Annotated in this window: 19 protein-coding genes; 6 read left to right on the top strand and 13 right to left on the bottom strand. The window is 69.1% G+C overall.

Going from position 1 to position 21,387, the window contains the following annotated elements; genetic code table 11:
• Window positions 1-4 precede the first annotated feature (4 nt).
• Window positions 5-1,384: an amidohydrolase gene (locus tag ACZ6DT_RS20660; RefSeq protein WP_465597444.1), complete on the top strand. Its 1,380-nt coding sequence runs from the start codon at window positions 5-7 to the stop codon at window positions 1,382-1,384.
• On the opposite strand, the gene ACZ6DT_RS20665 is transcribed toward ACZ6DT_RS20660, so the two are convergent.
• The gene (locus tag ACZ6DT_RS20665) at window positions 1,301-2,017 is read right to left on the bottom strand and encodes an SDR family NAD(P)-dependent oxidoreductase (protein ID WP_465597915.1); all 717 of its coding nucleotides are present in this window, start codon (window positions 2,015-2,017) and stop codon (window positions 1,301-1,303) included. The two genes, ACZ6DT_RS20660 and ACZ6DT_RS20665, sit on opposite strands and share 84 nt — an antisense overlap.
• Before the next feature lie 69 nt (window positions 2,018-2,086).
• Here ACZ6DT_RS20665 and ACZ6DT_RS20670 point away from each other — a divergent pair, with 69 nt between their 5' ends.
• Entirely contained in the window at window positions 2,087-3,028 is a 942-nt protein-coding gene (locus ACZ6DT_RS20670) for an aldo/keto reductase (protein ID WP_465597447.1), read from the top strand.
• Between the two features lie 169 nt (window positions 3,029-3,197).
• Here the strand turns inward: ACZ6DT_RS20670 and ACZ6DT_RS20675 are convergent, their stop codons facing one another.
• The 5 genes from ACZ6DT_RS20675 to ACZ6DT_RS20695 form a co-directional block, all read right to left on the bottom strand.
• The gene (locus ACZ6DT_RS20675) at window positions 3,198-3,851 is read right to left on the bottom strand and encodes an alpha/beta fold hydrolase (RefSeq protein ID WP_465597918.1); all 654 of its coding nucleotides are present in this window, start codon (window positions 3,849-3,851) and stop codon (window positions 3,198-3,200) included.
• A gap of 75 nt (window positions 3,852-3,926) precedes the next feature.
• Window positions 3,927-4,847 carry an ABC transporter permease gene (locus ACZ6DT_RS20680; RefSeq protein WP_465597450.1) on the bottom strand — a complete coding sequence of 307 codons (921 nt, stop codon included), beginning with the start codon at window positions 4,845-4,847 and terminating at the stop codon, window positions 3,927-3,929.
• Window positions 4,844-5,788: an ABC transporter permease gene (locus ACZ6DT_RS20685; RefSeq protein ID WP_465597453.1), complete on the bottom strand. Its 945-nt coding sequence runs from the start codon at window positions 5,786-5,788 to the stop codon at window positions 4,844-4,846. Before ACZ6DT_RS20685 ends, ACZ6DT_RS20680 begins: the two co-directional genes overlap by 4 nt.
• Window positions 5,785-7,365, bottom strand: a complete 1,581-nt coding sequence (locus ACZ6DT_RS20690) for an ABC transporter substrate-binding protein (RefSeq protein ID WP_465597456.1) — start codon at window positions 7,363-7,365, stop codon at window positions 5,785-5,787. Before ACZ6DT_RS20690 ends, ACZ6DT_RS20685 begins: the two co-directional genes overlap by 4 nt.
• Complete coding sequence (locus ACZ6DT_RS20695) at window positions 7,362-9,122, bottom strand: dipeptide ABC transporter ATP-binding protein (protein WP_465597459.1); 1,761 nt, start codon at window positions 9,120-9,122, stop codon at window positions 7,362-7,364. Before ACZ6DT_RS20695 ends, ACZ6DT_RS20690 begins: the two co-directional genes overlap by 4 nt.
• A gap of 233 nt (window positions 9,123-9,355) precedes the next feature.
• Between ACZ6DT_RS20695 and ACZ6DT_RS20700 the strand changes: the two genes are divergently transcribed.
• Both ACZ6DT_RS20700 and ACZ6DT_RS20705 read left to right on the top strand, forming a co-directional pair.
• Window positions 9,356-10,342, top strand: a complete 987-nt coding sequence (locus ACZ6DT_RS20700) for a methyltransferase family protein (protein ID WP_465597461.1) — start codon at window positions 9,356-9,358, stop codon at window positions 10,340-10,342.
• Complete coding sequence (locus ACZ6DT_RS20705) at window positions 10,339-11,274, top strand: alpha/beta hydrolase (RefSeq protein ID WP_465597464.1); 936 nt, start codon at window positions 10,339-10,341, stop codon at window positions 11,272-11,274. Before ACZ6DT_RS20700 ends, ACZ6DT_RS20705 begins: the two co-directional genes overlap by 4 nt.
• Before the next feature lie 69 nt (window positions 11,275-11,343).
• Here ACZ6DT_RS20705 and ACZ6DT_RS20710 read toward each other — a convergent pair whose 3' ends face one another.
• Genes ACZ6DT_RS20710 through ACZ6DT_RS20725 form a run of 4 tightly spaced genes read right to left on the bottom strand, consistent with a single transcriptional unit; the run spans window position 11,344 to window position 16,277 of the window.
• A complete protein-coding gene (locus tag ACZ6DT_RS20710) occupies window positions 11,344-11,931 on the bottom strand; it encodes a TetR/AcrR family transcriptional regulator (RefSeq protein ID WP_465597468.1) in 588 nt (195 codons plus the stop codon).
• Between the two features lie 41 nt (window positions 11,932-11,972).
• Window positions 11,973-13,607: an amidohydrolase gene (locus ACZ6DT_RS20715; protein ID WP_465597471.1), complete on the bottom strand. Its 1,635-nt coding sequence runs from the start codon at window positions 13,605-13,607 to the stop codon at window positions 11,973-11,975.
• 3 nt (window positions 13,608-13,610) lie between these two features.
• Entirely contained in the window at window positions 13,611-14,402 is a 792-nt protein-coding gene (locus tag ACZ6DT_RS20720; protein ID WP_465597473.1) for a molybdenum cofactor biosynthesis F family protein, read from the bottom strand.
• 9 nt (window positions 14,403-14,411) lie between these two features.
• Window positions 14,412-16,277, bottom strand: coding sequence for a primary-amine oxidase (locus ACZ6DT_RS20725; RefSeq protein ID WP_465597476.1), 1,866 nt, complete (start codon window positions 16,275-16,277; stop codon window positions 14,412-14,414).
• Between the two features lie 113 nt (window positions 16,278-16,390).
• On the opposite strand from ACZ6DT_RS20725, the gene ACZ6DT_RS20730 reads away from it, so the two are divergent.
• Window positions 16,391-17,110: an SDR family NAD(P)-dependent oxidoreductase gene (locus ACZ6DT_RS20730; protein ID WP_465597478.1), complete on the top strand. Its 720-nt coding sequence runs from the start codon at window positions 16,391-16,393 to the stop codon at window positions 17,108-17,110.
• A gap of 14 nt (window positions 17,111-17,124) precedes the next feature.
• A complete protein-coding gene (locus tag ACZ6DT_RS20735) occupies window positions 17,125-17,922 on the top strand; it encodes an SDR family NAD(P)-dependent oxidoreductase (protein ID WP_465597481.1) in 798 nt (265 codons plus the stop codon).
• An 83-nt stretch (window positions 17,923-18,005) separates the two neighbouring features.
• Here ACZ6DT_RS20735 and ACZ6DT_RS20740 read toward each other — a convergent pair whose 3' ends face one another.
• Genes ACZ6DT_RS20740 through ACZ6DT_RS20750 form a run of 3 tightly spaced genes read right to left on the bottom strand, consistent with a single transcriptional unit; the run spans window position 18,006 to window position 21,248 of the window.
• Window positions 18,006-18,701 carry an ABC transporter ATP-binding protein gene (locus ACZ6DT_RS20740; RefSeq protein WP_465597484.1) on the bottom strand — a complete coding sequence of 232 codons (696 nt, stop codon included), beginning with the start codon at window positions 18,699-18,701 and terminating at the stop codon, window positions 18,006-18,008.
• Window positions 18,698-20,401 carry a branched-chain amino acid ABC transporter ATP-binding protein/permease gene (locus tag ACZ6DT_RS20745; protein WP_465597487.1) on the bottom strand — a complete coding sequence of 568 codons (1,704 nt, stop codon included), beginning with the start codon at window positions 20,399-20,401 and terminating at the stop codon, window positions 18,698-18,700. Before ACZ6DT_RS20745 ends, ACZ6DT_RS20740 begins: the two co-directional genes overlap by 4 nt.
• Window positions 20,388-21,248, bottom strand: coding sequence for an ABC transporter permease subunit (locus ACZ6DT_RS20750; RefSeq protein WP_465597490.1), 861 nt, complete (start codon window positions 21,246-21,248; stop codon window positions 20,388-20,390). Before ACZ6DT_RS20750 ends, ACZ6DT_RS20745 begins: the two co-directional genes overlap by 14 nt.
• Between the last annotated feature and the right edge of the window lie 139 nt (window positions 21,249-21,387).

Genomic DNA, 21,387 nt, shown 5'->3' on the forward strand with positions numbered 1-21,387 from the left:
AACCATGCCGTCGCAACGTATTCGTCCCGCATCGCTCGTGGTTCGCGGCGGTCCGATCCTCACCTTCGACCCGGCGGGCACGGTCGTGCGGGCGATGGCCGTCCGCGATGACCGGATCGTCGCCCTCGGTGATGTCGCGCTGGACCACATCGGCCCGGAGACCGAGGTGATCGACCTCGCGGGCAGAACCGCTTTGCCCGGCATCAACGATTCGCACCTCCACGCGACCTGGCTCGGTGCCCGGTGGCCGGACACGCTCATCGGTGGCGCCGGATTCACCGGGGGAGAAGAGAAGACGGTACGGACCGCGGCCGAGCGGCGGGTTGCCATCCTGCGCGCGGGCGACCTGTGCGCGTCACTGGGCATCACGAGCTACACCGAACCCGGTCTCGGCCCCGGCGAGACGGGCTGCTTCGGCGCCGAGGTGCTGGAGGAGTACGCGGCGCTGGCCGCGGAAGGGCTTCTGCGCGCGAGGGTCACCGCGCTGCGACTCTTCGGCCTGCTCGACGGCGCGAGTTCGCTCGCGGACTTCCGGCGAGGGCTGGCCACGTCGTCGCCGGTCGCGGATCCGTTGTGGCTCACCGTACCCGGCGTGAAGATCTTCGCCGACGGCATCCCGCCGATGCGATCCGCGTGGACGCATCACTGCTACGCCGACGGTTCACACGGTGCGCTGCTCGTCGACGGTGACGACGACCCGGAACGCGCGGGCAACCTCGCCGCGATGATTCGTCTCGCCCATGACGCCGGGATGACGGTCGCCGTGCACGCCACGGGGGACCGCAGCATCGAGGCCGCGCTCGGGTCGCTTCGTCGGGGTGACCATCTGGTGCACGGCGATCTGGTGACGGTGGATCAGCTGTCGAGGATGGCGTCGGCGGGGATCGGCCTGACCGCACAGCCCGCGATCGCCGTCGCCATGAGAGGCATGCTGTCGGACGCGCTCGGTGCCGAGGTCGGTGCCCGTGCCTGGCCGCTGGCGGACATGCTGAACTCGGGTGTCGCGCTGACCTTGAGCAGTGACGCGCCGGTGGTCACTCCCGACTGGCGGGTCCAGATCGCCGCGGCCGCCCGGATGCTGAATGTGTCCGAAGTGGACGCCGAGTTGATGGCTCGGTTGCTGCGCTGCTACACGGTCGTGGCCGCCGAACAGGACGGGGCGGCGGATTTGAAGGGATCGCTGACCGTGGGCCGCGTCGCCGACTTCTGCGTGCTGGCGGCGAACCCGCTCGAGATCGCGTTCGCGGACCTGCCGGACGTCGGTGTCGAACTCACCGTGTCCGGCGGCCGCGTCGTGTACTCAGGTGAGCAGCTGCCCGCCGTCGACCTGGAGGCTCACCCCGGTGAGATGGCAGGCGTCGGCGGAGGCGAGGAACAGGACTGACGGCACCACGTCGGCGACGGAAGCGATGCTTCCCAGCGGAATCCTCGCTTCCCACGCCGCGCGGGCAGCGGTGTCCGAGGCGAAACCGGCGGTCATCGGCGTGAGCACCGGGCCAGGCGCGACGGCGTTGACGCGGATGCCGTGCGGTGCCAGCTCGAGCGCGGCAGAGCGGGTGAGCGCCTCGACGGCGGCCTTGGTGGCCTCGTAGTGACCGAGACCCGGGGTCGGCTGCCGGGCGCCGATGGAGGTGATGTTGACGATGGCGCCTCGGGTGCCGGCTTCCAGCATGTGCGCGCCGACCGCGCGGGTCATCAGGAACGTGCCGCGGAAGTTCACCCGCATGCAGAGGTCGAAGACGCCGATGTCCAGTCCCACCAACGGTCCGCCGCCCCCGGCGAGGCCCGCGTTGTTGACCAGGACCTCGACCGGCCCGAACCGGTCGGTGACCAGCGCCAGCGCCGAGTCGACCGAACCCGGGTCGGAGATGTCGAGTTCGACGTGCTCCGCACCGAGTTCGCCGGCCAGGTCATGGGCCGCGCGGGCGTCGACGTCGGCGATGACCACACGGTCACCCGCGGATTGGAAGGCTTCGGCGACCCCGCGGCCGATGCCACTGGCGCCGCCGGTCACCACTACGAGTCTCTTGTTCATTCTACGATCGTAGACTAAAAATTGTTTCCGTTGCCAGCGAAAGGAAATCTCGTGCACGAGAAGCAGAACGGACTGGGCTTCGCCACTTCGGCGCTGGGCCTGGGATCGTGGAACACCTGGGACCGCATGGACTTCGACGACGCGGTGCGCCTGATCCGGCACGCGATCGACGCCGGGGTCACGCTGTTCGACGTGGCCCACTACAACATGGGACCGCATGCCGAACAGTCACGCACGGATCTCCTGTTCGGCGAGGCCATCCGGGCGGCCGGGATCAACCGCGAGGAATACCAGCTGTGCGGAAAACTCTGGCTCTGGGACTACCCGAACACCGGTTTCGCCGAGCAGCTCGCGACCTCGTTCGACCGCGTCGGCGTCGACCACGCGGAAGCCGTCGTGGTCGGCGACTACTTCGAACGCCCGGACATCCCGCGGATCGTCACCGAGGTGGCCGAACAGATCCGGCTCGGCCGCTTCGACGTCTGGGGCGTGAACAACTGGCAGGCCGCGGACCTGGACCGCGCGTTGGACTTCGCTTCTCGCGAAGGGCTTCCGGCACCTGCTTTCGCCCAGCTGAAGTACAGCGTCACGCGGCGCTCCATGGCGGAAGGTCCTTTCTACGGCACGCATTTCGAGGCCGGACGGCTGACGTTGCAAGCGTCGGACGTGTTCGAGGGCGGTGTGCTGCTCGGCAAGACACCGTCGCGGAAGATCGGCGCGGATCCGGGCGGGATCCGGGAGTCGATCCGTTCCGCCGCCTCGCGTGTCACCGCTGTCGCCGGGGACTTCGGGGTGAGTCCTTCGCAGCTGGCTCTCGCGTTCTGCCTGGCGTACGCGCCGGTGGCGAACGTTCTGTTCGGGGTGAGCAGGATGGCTCAGCTGGAGGACAACCTGGGCGCTGTCGCGTTGGCCGCTTCTCGAGGGGCTGAGGTGCGGGCGGCTCTGGAGGATCTCTGGCTGGACCGCTCGGTCGCCGCTGACGGGACCTTCTGACGCCTTCGCGGCGGCGAGAGCGCCGGCCCTAACCTCGTCGCTCCTTCGCGACGCGTAGGGCGCCATCCCCGCTTAACGTGCTAGGAACGGTCCGTTCCTTGCAAATTTTGCAAGTAACGGACCGTTCATGGCATCGGTCGTGCCTCTTCGCGAGACGCGCAGGGCCACCTCAGCCGAGAAACTCCAGCACGGCCGCCTTGAACTCCGGACTCCGCAAAGCCCCACCGTGGTCCCCGGGTACCCGTACCAGCGAGGACCCCGGCACCAGCTCCACCAACGTCTCGATGCCCTGGCTCACCGGATCCTCCACCCCCGCGACGAACCGGGTGGGCACGGACACAGCACCGGGAATCGGCGCGAAAGGCTCCGCCCGCAGGTCTTCGATGCACCGCGCGAGCGCGGCGGGATTCCGTCCCGGCGCGGTGATCATGTGCGCGATCATCCCGGTCAGCGGATCCGATGGCGCCTTGCCGCCGTCGGCGAACGACAGCGCGGCCGCGACGTCGACCGCGCCGAACGGTTCGAAGGGGCTCACGCCGGCGAGCACGAGCCGCCGGACCGGAGCTTGCGCGGGCAGTTCCCAAGCCAGCCGCGCGCCGAGTGAGTACCCGACGACGTCCACTTCGGACAGATCCGAGACCAGGCGGGTCAGTTCCGAAGTGATCGCGGCGGCACCCAGTGAGCCCGAGGAAGCCGGACTGGAGCCGTGCGCGGGAAGGTCGGGCACGAGCACCTCACGGCCCGCGGTGGTGAGCGCGGCGGGCCAGCCCGTGGTGATCCAGTCGGTGTGCCCGTCGGAAGCGAATCCGTGCACCAGCAGCACAGGCGGCCCCGAAACGGTCTCGGGGACGAAGCGGCGCAAGGCCAAGGAAGTAGTGGCAGACAAGGGAATCCTTTCTCAGCTGCCGGAGGGGCGGCGGGTGCGCAGGCGCTGCATCTCACTCAGCGTCCGCGCGCGGGCGTCGACGGCGATCCGCAGCGACGAGCCGATGAGGTTCAGCAGGAACACGCACACCATGATCGTCACACCGGGCACGATCACCAGCCAGGGCGCCTGCACCAGGTACGACCGGCCTTCGGCGATCATGTTCCCCCAGGTCGGGGTCGGGGGAGCGATACCGAGACCGAGGAAGCTCATCGCCCCGTCCACCAGCATCGCCGCCGCGGACAGGATCACCACCTGCACCAGCGCCAGCGGCAGCACGTTCGGGAACACGTGCACGACAAGGATCTTCCGCCTGCTCATTCCCGAGATCCGCGCCGCGCCGATGTAGGCACGGCCGGCGATGCCGAGCACCCGGCTGCGGATGACGCGGGCGGTGAACGGCGTGAAGATCACCGTCAGCGCGATGAGCTCGGTCCAGATGCTCGCGCCGAGCGAGATCGCCAGCGCCATCGCGAGGATGATCGCCGGAAACGACATCCAAGCGTCCATCACCCGCATCAGCACCGCGTCGGCGGCGCGGAAGAACCCGCTGATCAGCCCGATCACCAGGCCGGTGAAAGCCGCGCACAGCGTGATCAGCGCGGACAGCCCGAGCGACGCCCGTCCGCCGGAGACCAGCCGGGCGAGCACGTCCCGGCCGAGGGAGTCCGTGCCGAGGGGATGCGCGGCCGACGGCGGCAGGAGCCGGTTGACCGGGTCGGTCGCGCTGACGCTCGGCAGGAAGAACGGCAGCACGATCACGGCCAGGACGATCACCGCCAGCAACCCGGTCGTGATCACCAGCATCCGGTTACGCCGGAACACCCTGGCCGCCCGGCCGGACGGCGGCGTTTCGCGGACCGGCGACGTCTTTTCCACCAGTGCCACGCTCACGAGACACGCACCTTCGGGTCGAGCAGCGCGTACGACAGGTCCACCAGCAGGTTGACCAGTACGAACAGCACCGCGACGAACAGGGTCACGCCCTGGATCAGCGGGAAGTCGCGAGTGGACACCGCGCCCATCAGCAGATGGCCCAGCCCCGGCACGACGAAGATGGACTCGATGATCACGATCCCGCCGACCAGCATGGCGAAGTTGCTGCCCAGCTGGGTGATCAGCGGCATCAGCGCGTTCGGCAGGACATGTTCGGTCATCACCTGCCGCTCCGACAGTCCCTTGACCCGCGCGGTGCGCAGATACGCCAGCGGCAGTTCGCCGAGCAGGCTTTCCCGGAGGGTGAGCACGAACAACGCGGTCTGCCCGATGACCAGCACGGTCAACGGCAGCACCAGCGCGGGCACCGCCGTCGCCGGATCGGTGAAGAGGTTCTCGTAGCCGCTGGAGGGGAACCAGCGCAGCGTCACCGAGAATACCAGTACGAGCATCAGCGAGATCCAGAAGTCCGGCATCGCCATCCCGAGCGCGGACAATCGGTCCAGCGCCCGCGCCACCGGATTGCGCGGCGACACCGCCTGCCACGAGGTGATCGCGACCGAGAGGAGGAAACTGATCACGGTGGACAGCACGGCCAGGGTCAGCGTCGGCAGGATGTGGTCGGCTACCACGCCGAGCACCGGCGCGTGGTAGGTGATCGACGTCCCGAAGTCACCTTGCAGCACGTTCCCGGCCCAGCTGAGGTACTGCTCCCAGAGTGTCCCGTTCAGCCCCATGCTCTCCCGCAGGGCGTCCACATCGGACGGTCGCGCGGTCGGGCCGAGGATGGCCTGCGCCGGGTCGCCGGGGATCAACCGGATGACGAAGAACATCATCGTCCCGACGATCACCAGGATGATCACCAGATCGCGCAGCCTGCGCAGCAGCAGACCGGTCATGACGCCAGCCAGGTGTTCCAGAAGACGCGGTAGAAGTCGCCGTAACCCTTGAGCTTGGGGGAGTAGGCCGCGTACAGCTTCGACTGGCTCAGAGTGATGACCGACAACTGCTTCCAGGTGAACGCCTGCAGCTTGTCGACCACCGCCTTCGCCTGCTCCGGTGTGGTCGAGGCGTTGAACTCGGCCATGAGCGCGTCCAGTTCGGGCGAGGACGAACCGTTCAGCGTGCCCAGGGTGAGCGCGGGCATCTGCGCCGGCGAGGTCAGCGCAGAGTCGAAGAACAGCGTGGTGATGTCCCAGCCGCCCGGTTCCTTGGTCAGCGTGCCGAGCATGGTGGCGAAGTCGAAGGTGTCGATCTTGGTGTTGATGCCGATCTTCGACAGGCTGTCCTGGATCAGCACCGCCCATTTGCCGAACTCCGGGTACGAGTTCGTGGTGACGATGCGGATCGTGGCGCCGGCCGTGATCCCGACCTCGGCCAGCAGTTGCTTGGCCTTCTCCGGGTCGTGCGCCTTGTAGACCTCTTCGCCCGCGGTCGAATAGAACTGCTTGTTGTCCGGTGAGGCGAACGCACCGGTCTCGATGGTGAGGTCCTTGCTGCCGCCGGTGGCCGCGTTGATCGCGCGCTTGTCCAGTAACAGGTTCAGCGCCTCGCGGGCGCGGGGGTCGGCGAACTTCGAACCGGTGTTGAAGTTCGGGATCACCACGTTGTCGTTGCCGCCGGGCAGGTTGTGCACGACCACGGCCGGGTTGTCGCGCAACGGCTCGTACTGGTCGTTCGTGGGCATGATGTGGTCCCACTGGCCGGTCTGGAGGCCGTTGATCAGCGCGTCCTGGTCGGAGACCACCTTGTAGGTCACGGTGTCGAGGTACGCGTGCTTGGCACCCGCCTGCCCGCCCCAGTCCTCCTCGGACCGGGACTTGTAACCGGCGTGGCGTTCCAGCACCAGTTCACGGCCGATGTCCCAGCTCTTCAGCTTGTACGGCCCGGTCCCGATCGCCTTGTCCTGGCCGAAACCGGTCGGCGCGACGCCGGTGAGGTTCTTCGCCTCGTAGATCTCCGTGCCCGCGCCGGCGAGTTCGTTGATCAGCGGGTAGCGCGGCTGCTTGAGCTTGATGGTCACCGTCGCCGGGTCGGCGGGCGTGATCGCCTCGATGTCCGGCGTGACCAGCTGGCCGGTGCGGTGGACCTGCTGCCATCGCTTGAGGCTCGCCACGACGTCTTCGGAGGTCAGGGGATTGCCGTCGTGGAAGGTGACTCCCTGGCGCAGCTTGAAGGTGTAGTTGAGCCTGTCCGGGCTGGTGGTGTAGTCCTCGACCAGCATGGGCCGGGCGGTGAAACCGCGGTCCACCTCGAACAGCTTCTCGTACATCATGTTGCCGATGTGCGCGGTCACCTGACCGGGATTCGCGACCATGTCGAGGGACTGCGGGTCGGTGGGGACGGCGACGTCGAGGTTGCCGCCGCGGACCGGGGGACCATCGGCGGCCCCACCGCCCGCCTGCCCTCCCATGCACGAGCTGATCAGCAGGACGGTCGCCAGGCCGAGCGCGGCCTTGGTCAAGGTTCGTCTCATGGGTTCCGCACTCCAGTGTGGGGGTGGGCGGGCAGTTCGGGGTTCGCCGCGAGGAGACGGCGGGTGTACTCGTGCCGGGCGCGGAGCCGGATCTCGTCCGGGTCGCCGATTTCGATCAGTTCGCCCCGGTACATCACGCCGACCCGATCGGCGACCGAGAGCACCAGGCTGAGGTTGTGCGTGATGAACAGGAAACTGAGCGCGCGGGTGCGCCGCAGGTCCAGCAGCAGGTTCATCACCTGGCCCTGCACCGACACGTCGAGCGCGGAGGTGGGCTCGTCGGCGACGATGAGGTCGGGTTCGGCGGCGATCGCGCGGGCGATCGAGACGCGCTGCCGCTGCCCGCCGGAGAGTTGCGATGGCAGTTTCTTCGCGGTGTCGGACGGGAGACCGACCTCGTCGATCAGTTCGGTGACACGGCGGTCCAGCTCGGCGCCGCGGAGGCCGGTGAGTTCCCGCAATGGTTCGGCGATGATCCGGGCGGCGGTATGCCGCGGATCGAGCGAGCTCTGCGGATCCTGGAAGATGAGCTGCGCGCGGCGGCGGAAGGCGCGCTCGTCCCCGTCGAGCCCGGACGGCGTGCACCGGTGCTCACCGAAGGTGATGGTGCCGTCGGTGGGCGTCTCCAGCGCGCTCACCAGCCGGCCGAGCGTGGTCTTGCCCGAACCGGATTCCCCGACCAGGCCGAAGAATTCGCCGGGCGCGATCTCCAGCGACACGTCCTTGACCGCGTGCACCTCGGGTTCGCGGCTCAGGGAGAACCGGCCGCGGCGTCCGTACACTTTGGACACCGAATCGATGACGAGCGCCGTGCCCTCGCCGGTGTCTTCGGTCTTCGCGCGGCTCAACGACCTGGTTTCGGTCGCGACCGCCGATTCGCCGTTCATCGCGGCTTCGAGCAGCGCTTCGGAGATGGTGGGGAAACCGTCGCGCCTGCTCACCCCGAGTTGCGGGACGCAGTCGAGCAACGCCTTGGTGTAGGGATGCCTCGGCGCGTGCAGAATGTCCTCTGTGGACCCGAGTTCGACGAGTTCGCCGCGGTACATCACCGCGATCCGGTCGGCGACCTGCGCGGCCACGCCCATGTCGTGCGTGATGAAGACGCAAGCGGTGCCGTGGTCACGGCGGACGCGGTCGAACAGGGTGAGGATCTCCGCCTGCGTGGTCACGTCCAAGGCCGTGGTCGGCTCGTCCGCGATCAGCAGGTTCGGGTCGGCCATCAGCGCCAGCGCGATCATCACGCGTTGCTGCATCCCACCCGACATCTGATGCGGGTACAGGGAAAGCACGCGGTCGGTATCGGTGAGCCCGACCTCCTCCAACAGGCCGCGTGCTTTCGCCTCGGCCTCACGGTGCAGCGGTGTGCCCCTGCGCGCGGCCTGGCGTGGCAGGGAACCGGGTTTCCGGTAGGCCTCGACCAGCTGCTTGCCGACCCGTTGACTCGGGTTGAGTGAATCCAGCGCTTCCTGGAAGATCATGCCGATCCGCGGGCCGCGGTAGGCGCGCATCTCGTCGGCGGAAAGCCGGGTGACGTCCACGCCGTCGACGGTGATCGCGCCCCGGGTGAACACCGGTGCGACGAACTCCAGTAACCGGATGATCGACAAGGCCGTCACCGTTTTACCGCTGCCGGATTCGCCGACCACGCAGAGTGTCCGGCCTTGTTCGAGGTCGAACGAAAGTTCGCGGACCAGTTCGCGTTCGGTTTCGTCGGCGATCACGCCGACGGTCAGTTCTCGTAATTCGAGCAGGGTCATGAATCCCCTTTCCCGAGCCCGCCCGAAGCGGACCGCACTGCCGGGGAACGGGCCGCCGGCGGGGGTAGTTCTACGCATGTTGACACTGGGCGGGGATGCTGTCAATGGGTATATTCTACGAATGTAGGAAGTTGATATCCCGCAGGTTTTTCCTGGTGGTGGGCGGAAACTTGCACTGGATTCTTTTGTCTACACCTGTAGACTCTCGGCGGAAACGAGCTAAGGAGGCACCCGTGAGCGGGTCGACCAAGACTGCCGGTCCCGAGCGGATCGTGGACATCGCCGTGGGTTACATGGCGGCCAAGCAACTCTTCGCGGCGAGCCGGATCGGCCTGTTCACCGCACTCGCCGACGGGCCGCTGACGGCCGCGGAACTGGCGGAAAAGACCGGCAAGCCGGAGAAGATCACCCGCATCCTCGGTGACACCATGTCATCACTCGGTCTACTGTCCCGTGTGGACGGACGGTACGCACTGGCCGCCGACGCGGCGGAATACCTCGCCGGCGGCGACCTCGATCTGGCGCCGTTCCTGACGTTCCTGGACTCGATCAGTTACCCGCATTGGCTGCAATTCGGTCACACCGCCGACAGTGGCGAGCCGGGAAAGCTGGAGATGGACGACGCGCGCTGGGGCACCTTCATGTCCGGCGTCATGACGTATAACGCCCTGCACGCCAAGATGCTGGCCGGCGCGTTCGCTTTCGGCCCCCACCGGAAGCTGCTGGACCTGGGCGGCCTCTCGAGCGCGTTCGCGGTCGAAGCCATGAAGGCCAACGACGAACTGCGCACCACGTTCGTCTTCGACCCGGGCTTCACCGAGTCGGTCACCACCGCGGCGGCCGAGGCGGGCCTGGCGGACCGCGCGACCGTCGTCGGCGCGGAGACACCCACCGCGCGCCCCGAAGGCGAGTTCGACCTGGTGATGGTCAACCACGTCGTCCACCGGTTCGACGCGAAGCAGAACGCGGAGATCCTGCGCAACGCCCGTGCCGCCGCCGCGCCGGGAGCGACTTTGCTGCTGCTCGACTTCTTCCTCGACGACGACGCGGTCCAGCGGCCGATCGACGCGCTGCACGCGGGGGAGTACCTGGTGATCGACGGGACGGTCGTCTACCCGGAGGCCGAGGTCCGGGACTGGCTGAGCGGGGCGGGCTGGCGGGTCACCGACCGGCTCGCGCTGCCGGGCAGCCCGCGGGTGCTCGTCGCGGAAGCGGTGTGACGGTGCCCCTCGATCCCGCCGTCAAGGAACTGCTCGCCGGCAGCCCGCAGCCCGAAGCGCCCGCTGTTCCCCCGACGGCCGCCGAGCTGCGAGCCGCCTTCGCCGCATCGTGGCGACGTCCCGACGCGGTCGAAGAGGTCGCCTCGGTCGCCGATCACGTGCTGCCCTCCGGCGTGCGCGTGCGGATCTACCTGCCCGAATCGGCCACTCCGGTGCCCGCGTTCGTCTGGATCCATGGCGGCGGGTGGACGCTCGGCTCGATCGACGAGAACGAGGTCGCGTCGCGGACGGTGTGCAACGTGGCCAAGGTCGCCGTCGTCGCGGTGGACTATCGGCTCGCACCCGAGCATCCGTTCCCGGCTGCCCCGGACGACTGCTACGCCGTCGTCGAGTGGCTCGCATCGGGTGGTGCGGGTCCCGTGGTCGATTCCGGGCGGATCGCGATCGGCGGGGAGAGCGCCGGCGGCAACTTGTCCACGGTGGTCTCGATGATGTCCCGCGACCGGAGTGGTCCGCCGTTGACCGCGCAGGTGCTGATCTGCCCCGTCTACGGGCACCCGGACGACGGCTTCCGGTCCTATGTGGACTTCGCCGAAGGCTTCGGCATGACCGCCGGTGCGATGCGGTTCTTCTTCGAGCAGTACGTGTCGGATCCGGCACAGCTGAACGATCCGTATCTGCTGCCGCTGCGCGCCTCCGACTTGACGAACCTCCCGCCGGCGCTGGTGCTCACGGCCGAGTACGACGTCCTGCGAGACGAGGGGGAGGAGTTCGCGCGGCGCCTGACCGACGCCGGGACCCAGGTCGAGCTGACGCGGTACTCAGGGCAGATCCACGGTTTCTACGGCCTCCACACGGATCTTCCGGCTTCGCCGCGCTCGCACCGGCACGTCGCCGACTTCCTGACCCGGGTCTTCACCCCCCGCGTTTAGTCCTCTGAATGCGATCGTTGGCGCTGCGTACTACCGCATTCAGAGGACGAAATGCGGTAGTACGTGGTGTCAGGGGCGGGTGAGGCGCTCGAAGAAAGACTCGAGGTGCCGCCGCTGCAAAGCGATCGTCGAGAACTCCCCGGCGACCAGGCTCATCACGTTCGCCCCGGCGTTGATCAGCACGACCTCGTCGACCAGTTGCTCGTCGGGGGTCTCGGTGACGATGTCGCCGTCCTCCCGCCCTTCGGTGAGATACCGGTGCAGCAGACCTCGCCACGAGCGGATGTGCTCGAGGTATTTGTCCTGCAGTTTCGGGTTGGTCAGCGAAAGCTGCCAGAAGGTGAGCAGGACGCGCCCCGCGGCGATGCGGTCTTCGTCGATGGGCATCGACGACACGCACAGCTCGCGGAGCGCGGTCAGGCCACGCAACTCGTCCAGGTCCACGTACTCGCGCATCATGCCGAGCGCGCGTTCGTAGGTGGCCTGGATGATGTCTTCCTTGCTCGGGAAGTACAGCTTGAGCGCACCGTTGGCGAAGCCGGCGGCCGCCGCGATCTCGCGCATGGTGGCGGCCTCGATCCCGCCCTGGGTGATCAAATCCCAGGTGACGTCGACGATATGGCTGCGCCGCTCGTCGTGGTCGATGATCTTCGGCATCGGCAGACCTCCCGCACTGGTTCTTCTACCAGTGTAGGAGATCAGGCGCGGTGATACACGCGGTGCCCGGCGAACCACGTTTGTGTCACCTTTGTCTTGACGAGCGCGGCCGGATCGGTTCGGAACGGATCGCGGTCGAGAACGACGAAATCCGCCGACTTCCCCGGGACCAGCGAGCCGGTGACGTCGCCCAGCCCCATCGCGCGGGCGGCCGCGAGTGTGAAGACCTCGACCGCCTCGGCCAGGGTGATCGCCTGTTCCGGCCACAGCGCTCCGGGGAACGTGCCGGTCGGATCCTGACGGGTGACGAGGCCGTGGATGCCCTCCCACGCGTTCGGGGATTCGCTGACCGGCCAGTCCGAACCGCCCGCGACCAGCGCGCCCTCGTCGAGCAGCGACCGGTTCGGCTGCATCCGCCCGGCGCGATCGCCGGGCAGCACCTCGGCGATGGCCGCCGGGATGACGCCGGGCACCCACAGGAACGGCGAGATGTCCGCGGCGACGCCCAGGGCGGCGAAGCGGGGGAGGTCGTCGGGGTGGACGAACTGGCCGTGCGCGACCTGGAACCGCGCTTCGGTGAAACCCTCGGCCCGCACCTTCTCGACGGCGTCGAGCGTCGCGCGCACCGACGCGTCCCCGGTGCAGTGGACCTTCGCCGAAAGCCCGGCCGCCGCCGCGGTGCGCAGCCAGCCCACGAGTTCGTCACCCGGCATGGTGGTGGCACCGTGGTGACAGGCTCCGTGCGCGGCGTCCGGCAGGTACGGCTCCAGGAACGCGGCGGTCCGGGTCGGCGGGACACCGTCGAGGAAGATCTTCACGAAGTCCGGCCGGTGGTGCTCGCTCCGGTACTGCCCGGCGACCTCCAGCAGCGGCGCCCCGATCGGGTCGAAACCGAAGATCGGATCGTTGATCAGCAGCGACGAGACGACCCACGCGTGCAGCTCACCCGCGTCGTCGAGTGACTTCAGCGCGCGCAGGATGTCCGAGGAGACACCGGCGTCCTGGAACGCGGTCACGCCGTACGAATGCAGAGTGCCGATGCCGTGCCGTGACGCCGCGACGTGCTGCTCCGCGGTGAGTGTCCGGGTCTCGCTGAGCGCCCGCTCGACGGCGACACCCGCCGCCTCGAGCAGGATGCCGACGGGCTCCCCGGTCGAAGGATCGCGGACGATCTCCCCGCCCGCCGGGTCGGGTGTCGAGACGGAGACGCCCGCCAGCTCCAGCGCCCGGCTGCTCACCCAGCGGTTGTGCCTGCTGTCGTCCGAGAGCATGACGGGCCGTCCGCCGGCGGCTTCGTCGAGGGCGTGCCGAGCCGAGGACCGCGAAAGGGCGCTGACCAAAGTGGACGCCCAGGCACCGCCGACCACCCACTCGTCCGGCCCGAGCCCGGCGGCCCGTGAGCGGACGGCCGCGAGGATGTCGTCCAGTCCGGCGTCGAGGCCGAAGTTCAGTTCGAACAGGGCCGCGCGACCGGCGAGGGCGTGGTGGTTGTGCACGTCGACCAGACCAGGCATCACGAAGGCACCTTCGAGGTCGACGACCTCGGTGTTCGGCCCGCGTTCGATGTCCTCCAGGGACAGCACCTTGCCGTCCTTGATCGCCAGCGACGAGGCCCAAGGTCTGCCACCGTCCACTGTGTACACGGTGGCGTTGGTGAGGACGAGGTCGGCGGTCAAGGCTCAGCTCCCGGCCGGGTCGTAAGCCTCGGGGTGCACGGTGGTGCTCAGCAGCTTGCCGTGCGCGCCGAAGGTGAAATGGGTCGGAGTGCTCCCGGTGGCGTCCAGTCCGAAAAGGACACCGTGCGAGCGCAGCCGCTTCGCGTCACGGTGGTCGGCCACGGTCACCGAGGCGCACGGGATCACCTTCTCCCGCCACGCGAAGACGTAAATGCCCGGCCGCAGTTCGTAGACCGAGTTCTCGTCGGTGTCCGCGAGCCCGCGCTCCGGACCGGCCAGACACTGCCACGTGTACCAGTGCGGACTGAGGTACACGTGCTCGTAGGCGTGCTCGGTGCTGTACACCCACAGCACCCGGCGCCCGACCAGCGACGTCGTCGGCGCGAGCGACTCCCCGGTCGGCTCGATGCCGCCGATCGTGGCGGCCACGAAGGATTGCGTCACCCGGGGCGAGGTGTCACCGATCTTGCTCAGCACCAGGAGGGCGCGGCCGCGGCGCAGGTCCAGCAGCAGCGTGAAGGCCTCGTCCTGCCGTGCCTGCGGGTGGAACTGGACGTAGTACAGGTCGTCGTCGACCAGGAACGTCTCGCAGCAGTCGGTACCCGTGCCGTGGTAGGTCCATTCGATCCGGGTGCCCGAGAAGGCCGCGGTGAACGTGGTGCCGTCTTCACAGGCGAGGTCGACGGTACGGCCGTGCAGGTCGCCGACCGTGAGGGCCTTGTTCGCGTCGAAACCGGGGGCAAGACCGTCGAGCGGCAGCCAGGTGGAGGTGTCGGACAGGGTCAGTTCGGGCATCGATGAGTCCTAGTGCTCGTGGGATGAACAGTGATCGCCGGCGGCGCCGGAAGGCAGGTCCAGAGCCGGGTTGCGGTCCAGGAAGCCGTAGGGGCGCAAGGAGAAACCGGAGTAGTCGACCGGCATGACCGGCCAGTCCTCCGGACGCGGGATGTGGGTCGGGCCGAATACGTGCCACAGCACGAGATCGGCGTCGACGAGATCGCGGTCGGCGGCGGTCCAGGACGGCAGGCCCGCTCCACCCGGATGGGCGTTCGGCCGGTCGCCCGCCGGGAAGCGTTCGTCCGCCCGGTACGGCGTCGCCCACAGGTGACGGGTGGCGAACGTCGCCCGCTGGTGGACGGTCGATTCCGGCTGCGCCATCAGAGTCGCGGACGGCCTCGGCACGAGCTGGTAGGCCGTCGGCGAGCCGAGCCGGTTGGTCCGTTCCGCGCTGCGGATCTCCCAGACACGTGCCTTGGCCGGATCCGCGAGCCGCTGCGCCTCCCGTTCGGTCCGCAGCGGAGTCTCCTTCCAGGTGAAGGCGTTCCCGTACGGATTCCGCTCGCCCATCGCCACCCGCTCGACGTCGATCTCGACGAGCGAATTGCGTTCGCCGTCGATCGCCACGTCCAGCCGCGCGCAGAACAGGTGCTGGTGCACCGGCGCGAACAGACCGGGCGCGATCTCGTTGGCGTGCGGCTGTCCCGTGCCGGGATGCGCGGCGCCGGCGAACACGATGCCGGTGGCCTTGGCCTCCAGTTCCACGGTGCCGTCGAGGTAGAGGTACCAGAAGAAGCCGTAGTCGTAGTTGCCGATGGTGGAGATCGACGAGATCACCAGCCGCCGCGACCGGCGCACCTCGGCACGGCCGCCGAGATCCGTGTGCTTCCAGAGGATCCCGTAGTCCTCCTCGTGCATGCAGATCGCGCGCGGGATCTCGACCGGATGGCCGTGGTCGTCGGCGACGAACGCGGGGAAGTAGTGGATGACGCCGAGGCAGTCGCAGCCCAGCCGCAGGTCGTTGCCGTTCTTGCCGAGCAGGTACTCGCCCGCGTCGAAGTAGCTGATCCAGAACCGTCCGGGTGCGGTGTCGCCGTAGGGAACCACCATCTCGGGTACCGAGGCCCGGTGGAGCACCGAGCGGTCCTGGAACGAGATCCGGTGCAGTGTCAGGCCCTCGCGGGCGTTGAAGCCGACCCGGAGTTTCCAGCCCTCCCAGGTGACCTCGTTGCCGTCGACGGTGAAGCTCGGGCCCTCCGGCTGGGTGATCTCGATCGGCTTGAGGGTGGTGCGGGCCGGGACACCGTCGTAGCGGCCGTGCTCCGGCGGGACGGGCACGTCGCCCTCGTCTTCGATCCGGATGACACGCTGCCCGGTCAGGTCGATGTGCACGATCAGGCCTTCGACCGGATGTGCCCAGGGGCTGTCGGATTCGTCGTCGCGCAGGAAGGTCAGCGAGCGGATGACCCGGCCGGTCTCATCGGGCCTGCCGAAGAAGCCAGGCGCCAGGGGAGCGCAAAAGGCGTGCCCGATCCGGTCGCCGAGCCCGCGCCGCTCCATCGCGGCCTGCCATTCCGGCGACGCCTTGGTGATCGACGCGGCGAGGTCGTACTCCTCGAACAGGTACGCGGGCTGGCCTTCGCCGCATTCGTCGTTGGAGACCACTTCGCGCTTCGCCAACGAGACGACCACGTCGCACGCCTGGCCGGTCGCGGTGTCCAGCAGCGTGTACTGGACGCGGCGGTCGGGGGCGGCGTCGTCCTTCCCCGGCTCCACCGGCAGCACGGCCGGGAACCGCGTGGTCTCGGTGAGCAGGCCCTCGCCGGCCAGGATCGCGCGGCCCGCGATGAGTTCGTCGGCGGTCAACGGGTCGAGCGGATGCGGCCTGGTCATGCTTCGCAGTCTTGCCGGTCCGTCCCCGACTGAAAAGGCCGCCGTGCGGCTGCGGACAAGAAGGGTGCACTGATGGCCAAGCCCGTTCGTGGCCCGGACCGGAGGATGGCGTCATGCGACTGGATCTCGCGGGCAAGGCCGTGCTGGTGACCGGCGCGGCGTCCGGTATCGGCCTTGCCTGCGTCGACGCCTTCCTCGCCGAAGGCGCGCGGGTCGGCGCCCTCGACCGGGCGCCCGTGCCCACCCTCGCCGACGGTCTCCTGGCGGTCCAGGCCGACGTGACCGACGAGCCGTCGGTGGCCGCCGCGGTCGGCGCCGTGGCCGACCGGTTCGGCGGGCTCGACGTCGTGGTCGGCTGCGCCGGGATCTCCGGTCCGGTGGGGACACCGGTCACCGAAACCTCGGCGGCGGACTTCGCCGCGCTCATGGCGGTCAACGTCACCGGCCAGTTCCTGCTGGTCAAACACGCCGCGCCGTGGCTCACGGCGTCAGGCGGCTCGGTCGTGCTGCTGGCCAGCGACTCGGCGTTCACCAGCGCGCCCGGCATGGTGCCGTACTGCGCTTCGAAGGGGGCCGTGGTCGCGATGACCAGGGCACTCGCGGTCGATCTTCCCGGCGTCCGGGTGAACTGTGTCTGCCCCTCGGTGGTCGACACCCCGATGGCGCGCGGCGATCTCGGCGAGGTGCTCGACGATCCCGCGTTCCCGGTGCAGGCTCCTGGAGAAGTCGCCTGGCAGGTGCTCCATCTCGCGTCCGCGCGTTCGCGGGCGGTCAACGGCCAGGCCGTGCTCGCCGACTTCGGCGTCTCGGCCCGGTCCGGTTTTCCCGCTTAGAAAGGACTCCGCAAGTGAAGAAGGTTGTCGCGATCACGGGTGGCGGTACCGGTATCGGTGCCGCGGTGGCCCGCCGGTACGCCGACGAGGGTGCCCAGGTGGTGGTGCTCGGACGGCGACGCGAGCCGTTGGAGAAGGTGGCCGTCGAGACCGGCGCGCGCGTCATCGCGTGTGACGCCAGCGATCGCGAAGCCGCCGAGTCCGCCGCGGCGGAGATCGTCGGCGAGTTCGGCAGGCTGGACGTCGTGGTGGCCAACGCCGGCGGGCACGGTCTGTCTTCGGTGGTCGACACCGGCGACGAGGAATGGGAACTGGCTCTGCGCTCGAACCTCTCCAGCGCGTTCGTGTTCTGCCGGGCCACGCTGCCGTCGCTGGTCGAAACCGGTGGCCAGGTGGTCATCGTGTCGTCGCTGGCCGGGCTGTTCGCCGGGCCGAACGTCGCCGGCTACACCGTCGCCAAGCACGCGCTGATCGGCCTGACGCGCTCGATCGCCCGCGACTACGGGCCGAAGGGCGTCCGCGCGAACGCGGTCTGCCCCGGCTGGGTGCGCACCCCGATGGCGGACGGCGAGATGGAGCAGTTCGCGGAGGCCGCGGGCTTCGACGGCGGGCACGCCGAGGGCTACCGGCGGGTCACCGCCGAGGTCCCGCTGCGCCGTCCCGCCGAACCCGAGGAGATCGCGTCGATCGTGCGGTTCCTGGGGTCTTCGGAGTCGTCGTACATCACCGGCGCGGTGATCGTGGCCGACGGCGGCGCGCACGCCGTCGATCTGCCGACGCTGGCCTTCGAACGGGCGGGCATGGGTTCCTAGTGCGCAGGCGCCTAACCTGTCCGTGAAGGCCTCCTTGAGGGACCCAGAGTCCCTCAAGGAGGCCTTCACGGAATTCCGAACGATCAGGATTCGCCGAGGTACGCCGAGTGCAGGGTGCCGGGGGAGTCCAGCAGGTCCTGCGCGGAACCCGCGTAGGTGACGCGGCCCGAAGACACCACCAGCGCGTCGCTCGCCACCCCGAGGGCCAGATGCGTGAACTGCTCGACGAGCAGGATCGCCGCGCCCTCCTCGGCGAACCGGGTCACCATCGGCAGCAGCCGGGTGAACACCACGGGCGCCAGTCCCAGCGACATCTCGTCGATCAGCAGGAACGACGGCCGCGCGGCGAAAGCGCGGGCGAGCACCACCATCTGCTGCTCGCCCCCGCTGAGCAGTGCGGCCGGTGAGTCACGGCGTTTCTCCAGTTCGGGGAACAGTTCGAACAGCTCGTCGGCCCGCGTGCGGGTGCGCGCGGTCAGCATCAGATTCTCCAGCACGGTCAGGCCGCCGAACACCGCGCGCCCCTGCTCGATATGCGCCAGACCCCGCCGCGCACGGGAAACGCGCGACTGCTTCGTGATCTCGTCCGGTCCGATGTGGACGGTGCCCGCCGAGGCGGGCACCACACCTGAAACGGCTTCCAGCAGACTGGTCTTCCCGGCGCCGTTGGGGCCGACGAGCGCGGTGATCCGGCCCGGTTCCAGTGTCAGGTCGACTCCGGAGATCACCGGTCCGGCGCCGCGGGTGACCGTCAGCCCCGCTATCCGCAAAGCGTTCACAACAGCTCCGTTTCACCCATGTACGCCTTGAGCACGGCCGGATCCGCGAGCACCTCGGCCTGCGGGCCGGAAGCGAGGACGCGGCCGAAGTCGAGGACGGTGATCGTGTCGCAGACCGAGCGCACCAGGTCGAGGTCGTGCTCGATGAGCAGCACCGACACCCCGAACCGGGCGGGAACCTGCCGCAGCCGTTCCCCGAACGCGACGTGCTCCTCGTGTGGAAGTCCCGCGGCCGGCTCGTCGAGGAGCAGGACACGCGGCCGCGCCAGCAGATGCCCGACGACCTCGACCAGCCTGCGCGCGCCGACGTCCACTTGCGACAGTGGAGTGCGGGCGGAGGGGCAGCCGAAGAAGTCCAGCGCCTCGCCGATCTCCTCGGCGGTGAGCCGCCGCCTGGCGAGAAACTTGAGGTACGCCCCGACCGTCAGCCCAGGCGGGACCCGATCCTGCTGGAACGTCCGCCGCAACCCGGCTCGGGCCCGGTTCGACGGCGATCCGGTCAGCGGGCCGCCGCCGAGTTCGACCCGGCCTTCGGCGTTCGGCAGAAATCCGCTGATCGCGTCGACCAGCGTCGACTTGCCCGCGCCGTTCGGCCCGATGACGCCGAGCACTCCGTGCTCCGGCACCGATATGTCCACTGAGGACAATGCGGCGACGTGCCCGAAGTTCACGCTCAGCCCGCGCACGGTGAGCACCGGCGGGCCGGGCGCCTTGGACTCGATGTCCGCGGTCCCGGCGGCGAGGTCGAGTTTCGCGGGTTCCTTCTTGGACCGCCGGTACCAGACGTTCCGCACCGTGGTGCCGAGGTTCCCGCCACTGGCCAGCGCCTGGACCCCGAGCACGCCGAAAACCACGAAACCCCAGTCCTGCGGGATTCCCCAGCGCTTCAGCAGTTCCGGTACACCGACCCACAACACCGCGCCGAACACGGCCATGTCGATCAGATGCGCGCCCGACATGATCGCCAGCACGTACAGCGCCAGCGACTGGATCGCGGTGAAACTGGCCGGGAAGGCGAGCCCGACCTGACCGGTGAGCAGGCCACCGCTGATCCCGCCGAGGGTGGCGCTCACCGCGAACGCGGTCAGTTTCGACATCCGCACGCTCGTCCCCGCGGCGGCCGTGCCGCGTTCGGAGAACGCCACCGCCTGCCAGGCGCTGCCCCAGCGCCCGCGGCGCAGGAAGTACACGGCCAGGCAGCACAGCACCAGCACCACGATCGCGAGCTGGAAGTAGGACCGGTCGTCGGAGAAGGCGTCGGGCCGCTCGACCGAGATCCCGCCGGCGACGCCGGGGAACTGGAGCTGCACCAGCGCTAGGTCGGCCGCGGCGGCGAGTCCCAGTGTGACGACGGCGAGGTTGATCCCGCGCAGCCGCAACGCCGGGAGACCGACGAGCACCCCGACCAGCCCGGCGGCGAGCCCGCCGAGCAGCAGCCAGGTGAGGAACCCGCCCGGAGCCTGCGCCTCGTTCAGCGCGGACACCGTCCAGGCGCCGACCGCGCCGAAGGTGAGCTGGCACAGGGAGATCATGCCCGCGCTCCCGGTGACCACGCCCAGCCCGAGCAACGAGATCCCGGCGACGACGGCGCTCATGCCGAGGTACACGAAATACCCGTCGAGCCCGACGCTCAGACCGTAGCCCGCCGCGATCGCCACCAACGCGACGACGAACGGCATCCCTCGTTCAGCGAGCCGCATCCCACACCTCCTTGCGTTGCGACCAGAGCAGCAGCGCGACGATCACTGCGAACGGCAGGAAATACCGCACCACCGAAAGTCCGTCGACCTGCGCCGCCGCACCCTGGACCAGGCCGAGGCCGAGGCCGCCCGCGACGGCGAGGTCGAGACGGCGGAACCCGCCGAGCAGGGCCGCCGCGGCCGCGGGGACCACCAGCATCGCCAGCGAAGTCGCGTCGTTGGACTGCGACGGCGCCACGATCGAAATGACCAGCGTGCTGACCACGCCGGTGACCGCCCAGACCGCGACGCTGAGCCGTTTCGCCGGGATGCCCAGCAGTTCCGCCGTCGTCGGACGTTCCGACAGCGCCCTGAGCTGGACCCCCGCCGAGGTCCGGCTCAGGACGATCCGGCTGGCCACCGCCACCAGCACCGCCAGCGCGACGGTGACCACGGTGACCTGGCTGATCACCACGCCGCCGACGGTGGCCGCCGGTCCGTCGAGGATCGGGTGGAACGGCTGCGGTTTGTTGCCGAACAGGATGAACGACAACGAGATCAGCAGGAGCAGCACCGCCACGGTGACCGCCGAGCGGGTGCCGGTGTCCGCCTCGGCGAGCCAGGTGGACACGATCCAGCCGAGCAGCGCGCTGAGCAGCCCGCCGAGCAGGATCCCCGCCACCGTGGCGAGCCACGTCGGCAGTCCCGCGTGGACGGACAGGAACACCGCCACGTAACAGCCGACCATCCCGGTGGCGGACTGGGCGAAGTTCACCACCCGCACCAGGTGCGACATCAGCGTCAGGCAGACCGCCAACACCGCGTACAGTCCGCCGGCGGCCAGGCCTGCCAGCGCTCCCTGCAGCATCGAATCCTCCTTGTGAGGGGGAGGGGCGAGTGGTCGTTCGGTCCAGGTGGTGGGGGGGGGGGGGGGGGGGGGGGGGGGGGGGGGGGGGGGGGAGGGGGAGGGGGAGAGCGCACAGCCACACAACCACCCCCCGCACCCC

The organism is Amycolatopsis sp. NPDC041971, from assembly GCF_055588925.1.